Raw genomic sequence first — 14,084 nt, 5'->3', positions numbered from 1 at the left:
GCGTCTACTTCTTCCGGTGCTTTCCAGCAGGCCGTGCCCGGCGCGCAAAGTAGCGATCATCGATGCGATCGACGACGATTTCCTGGTGGAAAGCCTTGGTCAGGTTCTCACTGGTCAGGACGTCGTCAATAAGCCCCTGTGCGATGACATTGCCTTCGTCGAGGAGCATCGCATGGGTGAAGCCGTACGGAATTTCTTCCGGGTGGTGCGTAATCATCACCATCGCCGGCGCATCCGGGTCGAGTGCGAGTTCGCCTAAGTAACCGACGAGGTCCTCGCGACCGCCGAGGTCGAGTCCGGCTCCCGGCTCGTCGAGAAGCAGCAATTCGGGGTTGACCATCATGGCTCGTGCGATGAGTACGCGCTTGCGCTCTCCCTCACTGAGAGTGCCCCAGGTGCGGTCTGCAAGATGCTCAGCACCCATGCGCTCGAGAATCTCGGAGAGCTGTTCGAAATCCATCTCTTCATAGGTCTCACGCCAGCGCCCCAGGACGGAGTAACTGGCGGAAATAACAAGGTCCGCGACCTTTTCGTCATTGGGAATGCGGTGAGCAATCGACGATGATGTCAAACCAATCATGGTGCGCAGATCACGCATGTCGGTGCGCCCAATCTGCTCGCCCATCACATGGGCCACCCCTGAAGACGGGAACTCCTCCGCTGCAGCAATGCGCATCAAAGAAGTTTTGCCTGCACCGTTCGGCCCCATGATGACCCAGCGTTCGTCAAGTTCTACTTGCCAATCGACCGGCCCGACCAGCGTACGGCCACCACGGATGAGGTTTACGTCGCGAAAGTCGAGTAGCAAATCTTCGTTAAAGTCTTCTTCCAATTCAGCCACACATCCATGGTGCCCTAACTTTGCCCAAATGTGCGCTTGGACATTCTCATCTATCCTCGGTAGAGAGCAAATCGAGTTCACTCGAGATGGTTTTGCTTCGATTTTCACCTAGCTCGCCGACAATTAGGAGAACGTCTTTTATGACTGGTCGAATCGGTATTGATGACATCCGTCCTCAAATCAACGGTGGTGCAACTCCATCGAAGGCCGTAGTGGGTGAAGTCGTCCCAACCTTTGCCGTCATTTGGCGAGAAGGCCATGACGCGATGAACGCCACGCTCAACGTCAAGGGGCCGAAGGAATCAGCTTTTGCTTCCCGCTCACAGCGCATTCCAATGCACTTTTCTGACCATGATCCAAATCAGGTCAATGCCACCTTCGTCCCAGACGTTCCGGGGCTGTGGACCATTCGCATTGATGCCTGGTCCGACCCGATGGCAACGTGGCGCAACGCTATCACCAAGAAGTTCGAGGCCGGTCAGAGCGAAGCTGAACTCGCTAATGATCTAGAAATTGGCGCCGCTCTCTTCGACCGCGCCGCCGCTGGTGCCGCTGCTATCCACCGCAACCACCTACGCTCCATCGCCGCAGGTCTGCGCGGCGACGGCGATCTTCGCGCCCGCATTGCAGCCGCGCTTTCCGACGAGACCCGCGCCATTTTGCAGGCGCACCCGGTGCGCGACCTTTTGACCCGCGGAAAGACCCGCAAGATCAAGGTTGACCGCCGCGAAGCCCTGTACTCCTCTTGGTATGAGTTCTTCCCCCGTTCCAACGGTGGTTACGGCGAAAATGGCGAGCTGCTGCACGGCACATTCAAGACTGCGGTTGCACAGCTTGATCGCGCTCAGCGCATGGGCTTCGACACGGTCTATCTGCCCCCGATTCACCCAATCGGTGAAATCAATCGCAAGGGTCGCAACAACACCCTGACCCCGGAACCGGGCGATGTCGGATCTCCGTGGGCTATCGGCTCCGCAGAAGGTGGCCACGACGCCATCCACCCGAGCCTCGGTGACGAAAAGGACTTCAAGGAATTCATCAAGGCTGCTAAGGAGCGCGACCTCGAGGTCGCTATCGACCTAGCGCTCCAGTGTGCACCGGACCACCCCTGGGCTAAGGCTCACCCGGAGTGGTTCACCGTGCTGCCGGACGGCACCATTGCCTACGCCGAGAATCCGCCGAAGAAGTACCAGGACATCTACCCGCTGAATTTCGACAACGATGCCAAGGGCCTGTACGCAGAGGTTCTGCGTGTAGTGAAGTTTTGGGTCAAGCGTGGAGTCAAGGTCTTCCGCGTGGATAACCCCCACACCAAGCCGGGCAACTTCTGGGAATGGCTGATTGAAACCGTTCACGAAACCAACCCGGAGGTCATCTTCCTCGCCGAGGCCTTCACCGCCCCGGCCCGCCTCTACGGCCTGGCCAAGGCTGGCTTCACTCAGTCCTACATCTACTTCCCGTGGAAGACTACGAAGGAAGAGCTGACCGAATTCGGCGAGGAGATTACCCGCCATGCGGACATCGCTCGCCCATCCCTATGGGTCAATACCCCCGATATTCTGCATGACTTCCTGGTCAAGGGCGGCCGTGGCGCCTTCGCCATCCGCGCCGCGCTGGCTTCAACCCTGTCTCCGCTGTGGGGCATGTACTCCGGCTTCGAGCTGTTTGAAAACGTTCCGGTCAAGGAGGGCTCCGAGGAGTACCTCGACAGCGAGAAGTACCAGCTCCGCAGCCGCGATTACGACCAGGCACTGGCCACCGGCAACTCGCTGGAGCCGTTCATTGCCACGCTGAACAAGATTCGTCGGGAGCACCCTGCTCTGCAGCAGCTGCGCAACTTGCACTTCCACGACATCGACAATGACAACCTGCTGGCTTACTCGAAGCTCGATCCGGTCACCGGCGATGCCATCCTCGTTGTTCTCAACCTCGATCCGTGGAATGCCCAGGAAGCTACCGTGCACCTCGACATGGATTGCATCGGGCTCCGCAACCACGACCGCATGGATGTCACTGACCTGATTACCGGCAACCAGTTCAACTGGGGCAAGGACAACTACGTCCGCCTGGCACCGTGGGAAAACGTTGCGCACATCATCAAGCTGCCGGAAATCGATGTCAAGCTCCGCCACAAGTTGGCTTGGCGCGACGTCCCCGACTACGAGGGCTAGAACGCTTGCTGGGAACTTTCGGGGTTAGTGGGCCGCTGACCTGACCACTGTCGCAACGATTCGTCGTTAGGCTGGCGGGTGAGTTAGCAGCCCACTGTCCCCTACCTCCCTCTATTTCTTTAAAACTTAACTCAACAACTTCACATTCACCTACCTAGAAACGCTTCGGAAGGACCTTCCATGGGAGCCCACACAGATCCCCGCCTCGCAATTGATTCCGGCGATATGGATCGCCTGCGCTACTGCACCCATCACGATCCGCACAGCATCTACGGCGCACACGTCGTGGACGGTGACACGGTTATTCGCACGAGGGTCTTCGGCGCTCAGGCAGTTACTGTCGTCAGCACGCGCGGCGAGTTTGAAGCGGAGAACCTGGGCGACGGTTTCTTCACCGCCCTCGTCCCCGGCGGCGATGACTTCGACTACCGTCTGCGCATTACGTGGGACTCCGGCGAGACCGTAGAGCGTGCCGACGGCTACCGTTTCCTCCCCACTATCGGCGCTGGTGACCTACACCTAATCGGCGAGGGACGTCATGAGGAACTGTGGAAGGTTCTCGGTGCTCACCTTCGCAGTTACGACACAGAGCTGGGTACGGTCGAAGGCACCTCGTTTACGGTCTGGGCTCCGAACGCACGCGGCGTCGCCGTGGTCGGTGACTTCTGTATGTGGAACGGCGCGCAGTACCCAATGCGCTCTATGGGTGGCGCAGGTATCTGGGAGCTGTTCATCCCGGGTGTGGGTGAGGGCGATGTCTATAAGTTCGCCATCACGACGCCGGAGGGACAGCGTCGCGATAAGGCCGACCCGATGGCGCGTGCTGCTGAGCTCCCACCGGCTACCGGGTCGATTGTTGCGACCTCCAACTACGCCTGGGGCGACCAAGCGTGGATGGAAAAGCGCGCCAACACAGACTGGACCGAAGAGCCCATCTCTATCTACGAGGTCCACTTGGGTTCCTGGAAGCAGGGCCTGAGCTACGAGGTTATGGCGGAGAAGCTGGTGCGTTACGTGGTCGACATGGGCTACACCCATGTGGAGTTCATGCCAGTATGTGAGCACCCGTTCACCGGTTCCTGGGGTTATCAGGTTTCCGGCTACTACGCTCCGACCAGCCGCTTCGGCACCCCAGATCAGTTCCGCGGCCTAGTTGATGCCTTCCACGCCGCTGGCATCGGTGTCATCATGGACTGGGTTCCGGGGCACTTCCCGAAGGACGAGTTCGCACTTGCCCGCTTCGATGGCACGGCTTGCTACGAGCACCCGGACTGGCGCCGCGGCGAGCAGCGCGACTGGGGCACCTACGTTTTCGACTTCGGCCGCAACGAGGTACGCAACTTCCTCTACGCCAACGCACTGTACTGGGCAGAAGAGTTCCACATCGACGGTCTGCGCGTCGACGCAGTGGCTTCCATGCTGTACCTGGACTACTCCCGCAATGAAGGCGAGTGGCTGCCGAACCAGTACGGTGGCCGTGAAAACCTCGATGCTGTTCAGTTCCTGCAGGAATTCAACGCCACTGTACACAAGCACAACCCGGGCTTCCTCACCGTGGCCGAAGAATCCACTTCTTGGCCGGGGGTGACCGCACCTACCGAACACGGTGGCTTGGGCTTCTCTATGAAGTGGAACATGGGCTGGATGAATGACACGCTGGAGTACTTCAGCAAGGAGCCGATTTACCGCTCCTACCACCACCATGAGCTCACTTTCGCTATGGTCTACGCCTACTCGGAAGAGTTCATTCTGCCGATTAGCCACGACGAGGTCGTGCACGGCAAGGGCTCGCTGTGGGAGCGCATGCCGGGCGGCGATTGGGATAAGGCCGCAGGCCTACGTACTTTCCTGACCTTCATGTGGGCGCACCCGGGCAAGCAGCTTCTATTCCAGGGTCAGGATCTTGGCCAGAACCACGAGTGGAACCACGATGAGTCCGTGGCTTGGGACAACCTCGAAGGTTGGAGCGGCGAATTCCACCGCGGCATTCAGCTGCTGGTTAAGGACATCAACGCCATCTACAAGGAAAACCCAGCGTTCTACACCCAGGATGACCGCCCAGAGGGCTTCCAGTGGATTAACGCGGATGATTCCACAAACAATGTTGTGTCCTTTGTCCGTTACGGCACCGATGGCTCGGTCGTCGCCTGCGTCTATAACCTGTCGGGAACCACGCAGGAAATCTACAAGATTGGCGTACCGCGCGGTGGCCAATGGACGGAGATTCTGAACACAAACGCATCGCGTTACGAGGGCTCCGGCTACGGTGAAAACGGTACTGTGACCGCGGTCGAGCACGGTTGGAACGGCCAGGCTCACTCGATTGATTTGGTGCTGCCGGCCAACACCGCCGTTTGGCTGAAGTGGCAGGGCTAGTCCCGAATCCAGCCAAACAAAAGACAATCACATAGGAATTGCCCGTGTTGCACGGTTTTCAGTGGCCTGAGTTTCGGCCTGAAAACCTGACACACGGGCAATTTTGTTTTGGGGAGCGTATCCAGGTCCTATCCTCGGAACGGATTGAACCAGTCAGGTTCCAAAGATTCGTTGTAATTCGCAGAATCTGAATCATCGATGTACCCGGATCCATCCATGCTGTCGGTTCCGATACGATCCGGAATGCCGTCGCCATCCTCATCCGCGCTCCACGTCGCAGCCTGCTTAGCAGTCAGTGGCTTGCCATCCTTACCAAGGCGATTGTAATCCGGCAGAAGCTGGGCTATTTGGGAACCCAGCTGGCCGAGCAGGCCGTCGGTAAGCTCATTGAGCGGCACCTCATCAAAGCGCGTCGTAATGGCGTAAGCGATGGGTCCGGCTGCGGTGTACAAAATACCGTGGTCATTAACGCCCTCGGCAGTGTCACCGGTCTTCTGGACTGCGGAGCCGACGTACATCACAAACTTCTGCGAACCACCGTAAGTGAGGTAGGTCAATGCAGTTTGTGCCGTGTCCTTGGTAATGAAGTTGTGCTTTGAGGTGCCATCGGCCACTTCCTGGAGACGTGCCATGAACAGCGCAGCTTGAGAGGGAGTAAACCAGGACCGATCACCGCTGGGATTGGGGATGTTGAACTTGTTGCCCAGGTGGTAGCGCTTGTCATCAACACCGGCTTCCTTGATGGTTTTGTTGACCTCGTCGAAACCAGCGACAGCGTCAATCAACCCATTCGCCGCGGTGTTGTCCGAATACCGCATCACGTACTGCAACAGCCCGTCGAGCGTGTATTGGCCAGGGCCAATCACGCTTCCGCCAACACCATTGTCCCAATCGACCGTCACCGTCTTGTCTAGGTCATCGCCGAATTTCTTCAGCGCAGTAACCACTAACGGAGCCTTGATGGTCGATGCGGAGTACTCCTTCGTATCCTCGCCTACCGACGCCGTGAGCCCTTTGTATGGACCGTCAATGACACGCAAATAGACACCTAAATCAATGCCATAGTTGTCGGAGAAACTCTTAGCCGCAGTATCGAGGACGTCCTGTGCATCAGACCAGGTGACTTCCTCGGAAGCATCCCAACCGTTATCTGGAGCATTAGGTTTTGTGGTAGCAGTGGTGGCCTTGGACCCGGTGGTGCTTGGGACATCGATGGTGCACCCCGCCAACAGAGTCGAGGCCGAAAGCGCAACAATGACCGAGGCGGAAGTAGCGCGAAGGGCTTTGGGGCGAAGTCGCATGCAAAACTCCTGGCTGCAGAAAACTGAAGACCAAAGGCACCTAGCGCAGTATGAACTGTCTGAGGTGAACAGGTGGATGAGATGCAGTGGTAACTGCTGTAAACCACTGAGAACTGTTGGAAGATTACCACCTTCCGAAAAATCTCGTTGCACTGGGGCGCAGCTTTTGTGCAACAATGGATTAAATATAGACATGATTAAAAGAATCAATGTCCAACGGTGCACCCAGGCAGTTGAGCTGCACATTTGATGCTTAATGCTTCAACGATGCCTCGTCCGAGACCGCTGCTAGAAATAGCGCACGGCACCGAAAATCGGAGGAAGTGAATCGCAATGAAGGAAAAGGTACATCGCTTGATGGACCGCATGCAGATTCGCCATGCCCATATGCGCAACACCTGGTATGGGCCGGTACTCTCCCCGGTTCTTCTCGTCGCAGGCTTCGTATTGCTCATTGTTGGCATTATCATTTTGCCAACTCCTGCTCCCGGATGGCTCTGCATCTTTGTTGCACTGGGAATTCTCTCGTTGGTGCATCCGCCGACACGTCGCCTGAACATCTGGTTGGCAGCAAAATTGGACGCCTTTTACGCCTGGTATGCGGAGCGTCATGTGGCAATGAAAGCAACACTTTTCCTGTTGCTAATGGCGTTTATGGCCGCTGTAATGGGCAGCGTCTACTACTTCATGGCTCCGGATGACTGGCCATACACCGACGCTTCAAGCTAGGAGCCTGAGCGCTTTCCAGGCTCCTAGTACAGTGCCCCTAGTCCAGTACTCCTAGTACAGTGCGCTAGCCATCCTCCGGCGTGCATCCAATGCCACTGGATCTGCGGTATCGAATAGCACAAGCAGCTCTAGTAGACGCGACTTGATGGCCTCACGGTCATCGCCAAACACCTGCGGGAGCAACTTCAACAAACAATCGAGCGCCTTCGCTGGATCGTCGACAAGCATCGTGACATCCGCGGCATCGAGGGCGAGCGCGACGTCCTTCGGCGCAGCGTCGGCCTTTGCAATTGGATCTGCGCTGCGATCGATTTTGGCAGCGCGGGCGAAGAAGGACACATTCGCGTGAGCGCGCTTCAGCCCCTGATTTGCGGGCTCGGACTGCAGCATAGCGTCATACAGCTCCAACGCTCCGTCGAAATCGCCCTCCTCGAGCAACTCTTCAGCCTGCTCCAAACGCGGGTCATCGGTGGGTACGGGATTGCCGAAGAAGTCAGTCGGCTCCGGAGCCTCCGGCCCGCTGCCCTCCCCAGCCATACGAGTTCCCGCCGGCAACCCCTTGAGACGACCCCGAGTGGCCTCCATAACCTGCGCCAGCCACTGCTCCAGCCAATCCCTGGTTTTCTCGCCGACAAACATGCCAACGGGACTGCCCATAGCCACAGCCGTGACTGTCGGCACTGCCTGCACACCGAATGCCTGGGCCAGCTGCGGATGCTCCTCAGCATCTGCCCACGCCAGGATCCAGTTCAAATTAGCCTCACGGGCCATGCCTTCTAGCTCAGCCCGAAGACGCAACGAATCAGCTGCTCCAGCCATGCCGATCAAGACAATAACCGGGACCTGCTCCGAGCGCAGAACGACTTCTGCCTCAAGGGTCTGCGGGACAATCTCAACTACAGGAGGAAGCCCATTTCCCTGATCACTGGTTGCCCGCTCGATCTCCTCTCGGCGCTTACGTTCGACTTCGGCGCGCTGGTGGAGCTGCTCCAAATCAACCGTGCCGGGTGGTGGCGGCGGAGTCGAGCACTCGCGGTGACCGTGTGCTCCATGCGAGTGACCATGAGAATGGCCATGTGCGTGACCATGTCCAGCTGGCATCGTCAAAGGGGTTCCTCTCCAGTGTCGTCGTAAAGCCTATGTAAAGACCTATGTAGAGCCTACGTGTCCAATCCGAACAAGAGACTAGTCGGTGGCTTTCAGCGCATCCTCGACCGCATCCACTTTCGCACGCAGCTGCCCGGTATATCCGTTGCGAATGTCCGCTTTGATGACCAGAGAAGTACGCGGACTGACACGGCTGACTGCTTCCGTGGCTCGCTTAATGACATCCATCACCTCATCCCATTCGCCTTCAACAAGGGTGAACATGGCATTCGTCTCGTTGGGCAGGCCAGATTCGCGCACAACACGCACGGCTTCAGCAACAGCCTCAGCCATTCCCTGCTCAGGATCGGAGAAAGTGGGGGCAACAGAAAATGCGACAATCATGGCGCCGATAATAGCGAGTACCCTGGGAACTATGAGTGAGACACAGATTCCCGTTCCCCATAAGTACGTAGTCGCTGTTGATCACGTCGGCGTCGCAGTCCCGGATTTTGATGCCGCTATCGAGTGGTACCGCGCAAACCTTGGTTTCATCAACTACCACGATGAAGTCAATGAAGAGCAGGGTGTCCACGAGGCCATGGTCGGCCCGGCCGACAAGGTTGAAGGTGGCACTCTGGTTCAGATTCTCGCGCCACTGAATGACCAGTCCACGATTGCAAAGTACCTGGACAAGAAGGGTCCAGGAATCCAGCAGTACGCAGTTCGTGTCACTGATCTGGAGGCGCTGATGGCGCACCTGAAGGAGCAGGGCACCCGGGTGCTGTATCCGGAGCCGAAGATCGGTACCGCAGGTTCGCGCATCAACTTCATCCACCCGAAGGATGCCGGTGGCGTCCTGCTGGAGCTCGTTGAGCCGGCTAAGTAAATCTATCCCCAGCGGCGCGTGATAGTGCGGTGAGCTCTGTTGCGCCAGCAGTTAGTGTGCCAATGGCGCCGGTCATCGGCGCCTGCACCATAATCCTGCGGCCAAGCTACGATGTGCGAGGTCCCGGGCATGATTTCCTGGTCGCACCCTGGACAGCGATAAACCTTGTTCGACTGTCCAGCGCTGATGTTACGCACCGCAAAGTCCACGTCCTGCCAACCGGCAGGCCCAGATTCAGTGCGGGTGTTTTGGAAAGAACTGCCAAATGTGGGCAGGCTGCCGCGATTCTGGCCGTGGTTATTACGCCCGCCGCGTTGGTTGCCTCGTTGATTACCGCGCCGCTTGTGGTTTCGCCTAGGCATGGCTAGAACAACCGCAATTCATTGGACTCCAGGCCACGCAGGGCGTCGTAATCCACGGTCACACAGCGAATCCCACGATCCTCTGCCAGAGTCTTGGCCTGTGGCTTAATCTCCTGGGCAGCAAAAATCCCTTCCACCGGTGCCAGCAGCTCATCGCGGTTCAGCATCTCCAAGTAACGGGTTAGCTGCTCAACGCCATCGATACCGCCCCGACGCTTAACCTCGACTGCAACGGTGGCGCCGTTTTCATCGCGGCCAAGCAGGTCCACCGGTCCGATCGGGGTTGGGTATTCGCGCCTAATCAGGGTGTAGCCCTCGCCAAACGTTGTGAACTGATCTGCAAGCAGTTCCTGTAGATGCGCTTCTACCCCGTCCTTCTCCAGGCCAGGGTCCTCTCCCAGTTCGTACGTGCTATCAGCCAGCACCTTGCCGATAGTGATACGAAGTTGCTCGCCCTTCTTATTCTCAACGACCCAGAGCTTTTCACCAGTGTCTTCCCCCGACTCGTCGAGAATATCCTTCTCCGTCAGCGTGCACGGCGGTGTCATCCAGTTCAGAGGCTTATATGCACGGTCGTCGGCATGCACAGAAACTGACCCATCTGCTTTCACCAACAGCAAGCGCGGGGCATGAGGCAGATGGGCATTCAAGCGACCGACATAGTCAACAGTGCATTCAGCAATCACAAGGCGCATTCCCCTACCCTAACGTGACTGCCGCGCGGGAGAAAACAATACCCACTAGAGCCTTAGCAATAGCCTGTCGTAAGAGACTAGTACTGACTTCCTCGGCCACGGTTATAAGCCGAACGGAAACGGCGCTCAATGTCTGTAGGAAACTCACGAGTCTGGCGTGACGACGGCTTCGACTCCACCCACGCCACCAGCGCAGTGTCCGAGGACGAGTCCACGGCAAACTCCCATTCGGTATTTTTCCCCGTTTTAATCCTGACTACCCGAAGCCCGGGCGCGAAAAAACCCGCCTCGATGTCAGTCGGATCTCGGCGATCCACAATAGTGACATCGTGACGGGCAAATTCGGCATCACAGCCAGGACGCAGCGAACGTAGCTTGTACATCTTCAACGTCGACTCGGAATAAACAATGACACCATGGCGCCAATGACTGCCATCACCTGCAGGAAGGCGACGAGCAATAACAGGAGTACCTTTTGCATGCAGGCTGGCGAAACGCCACAGGGCAAGGACCCCGCCGACGATCAACATCGCACCGATAATCATGAACATGATTGACATCATGGTTACGCTTGAAAACACTATCTGCCAGCCTCGCATCCGGGTGAATAGACGACGAACCTTGGTTCAAAAGCGCTTTAGAGGCTTTTTACAAACCCTACCCGATTGTTGCACTGACATGAAAAATAACTAAGAAAAACGGGGCGGGAAGCTGGCAAGATTTCTCTTGCGAGCTCCCCGCCCCGTTTAAAGAAGCAGGAAGAATACGGTCGTGCGACCGGATGTTCAGGCGAAAAGACTAGTTGGTGGAAGCGCGACGAGCCGCGCGGACCTCCGACTCAGCCTGTGCCTTTACTGCAGGGTCATCCGAAGTCAGGTTGGACTCGGCCTCGGAGAGGTTAACCTCGTCAGCCCAGACTGCCTTATCCGCGAGGATCGAAACCTTCGAGGTAGACACGGAAATGAACCCACCCTGTACCGAAGCGACAAGAACCTTGCCGTCTGCGGTCTTGATGGTCACCGTACCGTTGTTGACCAGCTGGCCAAGCAACGGCTGGTGTCCGGGCAGCACGCCGATCTCACCCTCGGTGGTCTGAGCAGAGACCAAAGTGGCCTTGCCCTTCCAGAGCGGTCGCTCAACGGCAACCAGTTCAGCGGTGATTTCAGCCATGAGGATGCCCCTTACTTCTTCTGCATTTCAGCGTACTTCTTCTCGACATCGTCGAGGCCACCCAGGCCGTCGAAGGCCATCTCCGGGTAGTTGTCGAAGTCGCCCTTGCAGATGCGGTCGAAGGCAACGATGGTGTCCTTCAGCGGGACGTACGAACCAGGCAGACCCGTGAACTTCTCAGCAACGAAGAAGTTCTGACCCAAGAATCGCTGGATACGACGTGCACGCTGCACGGTCACCTTGTCCTCCTCAGACAGCTCGTCCATACCGAGGATGGCGATGATGTCCTGGAGTTCCTTGTTCTTCTGCAGGATGTTAATAACCTGCTGAGCAACGCGGTAGTGCTCCTCACCGACGATCGACGGCTCGAGGATACGAGAAGTCGAAGTCAGCGGGTTCACTGCCGGGTAAATACCCTTCGATGCAATCGAGCGGTCGAGCTCGGTGGTTGCATCGAGGTGGGCGAAGGTCGTTGCCGGAGCCGGGTCGGTGTAGTCATCGGCAGGCACGTAGACGGCCTGCAGAGAGGTAATCGAACGGCCCTTGGTGGACGTAATGCGCTCCTGCAGAACACCCATCTCGTCAGCCAGGGTCGGCTGGTAACCCACGGCGGAAGGCATACGACCCAGCAGGGTCGAAACCTCAGAACCGGCCTGGGTGAAACGGAAGATGTTGTCAATGAAGAGCAGCACGTCCTGGTGCTGAACATCGCGGAAGTACTCTGCCATGGTCAGACCCGACAGCGCGACGCGCATACGGACTCCCGGAGGCTCGTCCATCTGGCCGAAGACGAGGGCGGTGTCCTGGAGAACGCCCATCTCTTCCATTTCCAGGAAGAGGTCGGTGCCCTCACGGGTACGCTCACCAACACCGGCGAAGACCGAAGTACCGGAGAACTCGCGTGCAATACGAGTAATCATCTCCTGGATCAGAACGGTCTTACCGACACCGGCACCACCGAACAGACCAATCTTGCCGCCCTTAACGTACGGGGTCAGCAGGTCGATGACCTTAATACCGGTTTCCAGAATCTCGGTCTTGCCCTCGAGCTGGTCGAAGGCCGGCGGCTCACGGTGGATGCCCCACTGCTCACCATCGCGACCCAGGCCCGGCTCATCCAGGCAGTCGCCCATTGCGTTAAAGACGTGACCCTTGACGACGTCACCAACCGGAACCGAAATCGGCTTACCGGTGTCCTTGACCTCTGCACCGCGGACCAGGCCGTCGGTCGGAGCCATAGCAATGGTACGAACCATGTTGTCACCGAGGTGCTGTGCAGTCTCGAGGACAATGGTCTTGGCGACCGAAGGAAGGGTAACTTCCACGGTCAGCGCGTTGTAAAGTGCCGGCAGTTCGTTACGCGGGAACTCCACGTCGACGACGGCACCGATGACACGCACAACACGGCCCACAGCCGTGGTGGTGTTCTGCTCACTTAGAGCTGTGCTCATATCTAGTCACTTTCTCCGCTGTCGTCGAGCGCACCGGCGCCACCGACGATTTCTGTGATTTCCTGGGTAATCTGTGCCTGACGTGCCTGGTTAGCAACACGCGAGAGGTCCTTGACCAGCTCGGTAGCGTTGTCCGTCGCGGACTTCATAGCGTTACGACGGGCAGCGGACTCAGAGGCAGCGGCCTCGAGCATCACTGCGAACAGAGTGCGGGACACGTACTGCGGCAGAAGCTCTGCCAACAGGGTGTCTGCATCAGGCTCGAATTCATAGTCCGGCTTGAGGTCATCTGATCCATCGGACAGCATGTCCTCGCCCTGAGCAATCTCGACATCCTCGTACACAGGCTCAATCGGGAGCATCTGGTGTGCACGCGGAATCTGAGAAAGCATGGACACGAATTCCGTGTAGACAACGTGGACCTGGTCGAAGCCCTGAACGGCCTCGCCGTTGGTGCCACGCAGGCCTTCGCGGTACTTGGCAGTGCCCTCGGCCGTAGCGTTGAAACCATCAATGAGGTGACGACGCACGTCGTGGGTTGCGGCGTAGTCCGGATCCTGGGAGAAGCCCTCCCACGTACCGGCGAGCTCGACACCACGGAAGTCGTAGTAGTCGGTGCCCTTACGGCCAGTCACGTAGAGAACGACCTCATGCCCCTGCTCTTCCAGAGCGGTACGCAGTTCTGCAGCCTTCTTCAGGACGTTGTGGTTGTAGCCGCCACACATGCCGCGGTCACTGGTGACAACCAGGACTGCAACACGCTGGTTACCCTCACGCTTTACGAGCATCGGGTGATCCAACGACGAAGCCGATGCGAGACGTCCGATGACCTTCTCGATTTCGTCGGCGTACGGCTGGGAGTCTGCTACGCGACGCTGCGCCTTAGTAATGCGCGAGGTTGCGATAAGCTCCTGGGCCTTGGTGATCTTCTTGGTCGAGTTCACCGACTTGATTCGGGCTCGAAGTTCACGAAGATTCGCCATGTCCTATTCCCTCCCTTCAATTGCGAAAAC

14 protein-coding genes are annotated in these 14,084 nt (G+C 57.8%); 4 read left to right on the top strand and 10 right to left on the bottom strand.

Annotated elements, in window-relative coordinates:
• Positions 1 to 4: 4 nt before the first annotated feature.
• A complete protein-coding gene (locus QP982_RS01560; RefSeq protein WP_048735276.1) occupies positions 5 to 841 on the bottom strand; it encodes an ABC transporter ATP-binding protein in 837 nt (278 codons plus the stop codon).
• A gap of 140 nt (positions 842 to 981) precedes the next feature.
• On the opposite strand from QP982_RS01560, the gene QP982_RS01555 reads away from it, so the two are divergent.
• Both QP982_RS01555 and glgB read left to right on the top strand, forming a co-directional pair.
• Positions 982 to 3,012 carry an alpha-1,4-glucan--maltose-1-phosphate maltosyltransferase gene (locus QP982_RS01555; protein ID WP_049194095.1) on the top strand — a complete coding sequence of 677 codons (2,031 nt, stop codon included), beginning with the start codon at positions 982 to 984 and terminating at the stop codon, positions 3,010 to 3,012.
• Positions 3,013 to 3,192: 180 nt separating this feature from the next.
• A complete protein-coding gene (gene glgB, locus QP982_RS01550; RefSeq protein WP_151011041.1) occupies positions 3,193 to 5,388 on the top strand; it encodes a 1,4-alpha-glucan branching protein GlgB in 2,196 nt (731 codons plus the stop codon).
• 128 nt (positions 5,389 to 5,516) lie between these two features.
• Here glgB and QP982_RS01545 read toward each other — a convergent pair whose 3' ends face one another.
• Positions 5,517 to 6,689, bottom strand: a complete 1,173-nt coding sequence (locus QP982_RS01545; protein WP_070549674.1) for a serine hydrolase — start codon at positions 6,687 to 6,689, stop codon at positions 5,517 to 5,519.
• A gap of 333 nt (positions 6,690 to 7,022) precedes the next feature.
• Here QP982_RS01545 and QP982_RS01540 point away from each other — a divergent pair, with 333 nt between their 5' ends.
• Positions 7,023 to 7,418, top strand: a complete 396-nt coding sequence (locus QP982_RS01540; RefSeq protein ID WP_016422463.1) for a TIGR02611 family protein — start codon at positions 7,023 to 7,025, stop codon at positions 7,416 to 7,418.
• Between the two features lie 51 nt (positions 7,419 to 7,469).
• On the opposite strand, the gene QP982_RS01535 is transcribed toward QP982_RS01540, so the two are convergent.
• Positions 7,470 to 8,519, bottom strand: a complete 1,050-nt coding sequence (locus QP982_RS01535; RefSeq protein WP_284870111.1) for a co-chaperone YbbN — start codon at positions 8,517 to 8,519, stop codon at positions 7,470 to 7,472.
• 84 nt (positions 8,520 to 8,603) lie between these two features.
• Positions 8,604 to 8,909, bottom strand: a complete 306-nt coding sequence (locus QP982_RS01530; protein ID WP_049172056.1) for a thiamine-binding protein — start codon at positions 8,907 to 8,909, stop codon at positions 8,604 to 8,606.
• Positions 8,910 to 8,940: 31 nt separating this feature from the next.
• Between QP982_RS01530 and mce the strand changes: the two genes are divergently transcribed.
• Positions 8,941 to 9,393, top strand: a complete 453-nt coding sequence (gene mce, locus QP982_RS01525; RefSeq protein WP_005509354.1) for a methylmalonyl-CoA epimerase — start codon at positions 8,941 to 8,943, stop codon at positions 9,391 to 9,393.
• 2 nt (positions 9,394 to 9,395) lie between these two features.
• Here the strand turns inward: mce and QP982_RS10675 are convergent, their stop codons facing one another.
• The 6 genes from QP982_RS10675 to QP982_RS01495 form a co-directional block, all read right to left on the bottom strand.
• The gene (locus tag QP982_RS10675; RefSeq protein WP_141744767.1) at positions 9,396 to 9,755 is read right to left on the bottom strand and encodes an Rv1322 family protein; all 360 of its coding nucleotides are present in this window, start codon (positions 9,753 to 9,755) and stop codon (positions 9,396 to 9,398) included.
• A gap of 2 nt (positions 9,756 to 9,757) precedes the next feature.
• On the bottom strand, positions 9,758 to 10,450 hold the full coding sequence (gene nucS, locus QP982_RS01515) for an endonuclease NucS (RefSeq protein ID WP_005509457.1): 693 nt from the start codon (positions 10,448 to 10,450) through the stop codon (positions 9,758 to 9,760).
• Positions 10,451 to 10,527: 77 nt separating this feature from the next.
• Positions 10,528 to 11,031, bottom strand: coding sequence for a DUF2550 domain-containing protein (locus QP982_RS01510; RefSeq protein ID WP_016422460.1), 504 nt, complete (start codon positions 11,029 to 11,031; stop codon positions 10,528 to 10,530).
• A gap of 217 nt (positions 11,032 to 11,248) precedes the next feature.
• Entirely contained in the window at positions 11,249 to 11,620 is a 372-nt protein-coding gene (locus tag QP982_RS01505; RefSeq protein WP_049172054.1) for a F0F1 ATP synthase subunit epsilon, read from the bottom strand.
• 11 nt (positions 11,621 to 11,631) lie between these two features.
• A complete protein-coding gene (gene atpD, locus QP982_RS01500) occupies positions 11,632 to 13,071 on the bottom strand; it encodes a F0F1 ATP synthase subunit beta (RefSeq protein WP_005509621.1) in 1,440 nt (479 codons plus the stop codon).
• Positions 13,072 to 13,073: 2 nt separating this feature from the next.
• Entirely contained in the window at positions 13,074 to 14,054 is a 981-nt protein-coding gene (locus QP982_RS01495; RefSeq protein ID WP_005509705.1) for a F0F1 ATP synthase subunit gamma, read from the bottom strand.
• Positions 14,055 to 14,084 lie beyond the last annotated feature (30 nt).

Origin of the sequence: Corynebacterium sp. MSK019, from assembly GCF_030232425.1 — a bacterium.
Lineage (GTDB): Bacteria > Actinomycetota > Actinomycetes > Mycobacteriales > Mycobacteriaceae > Corynebacterium > Corynebacterium jeikeium_D.
This window is presented reverse-complemented; position numbering and strand designations above follow the sequence as displayed.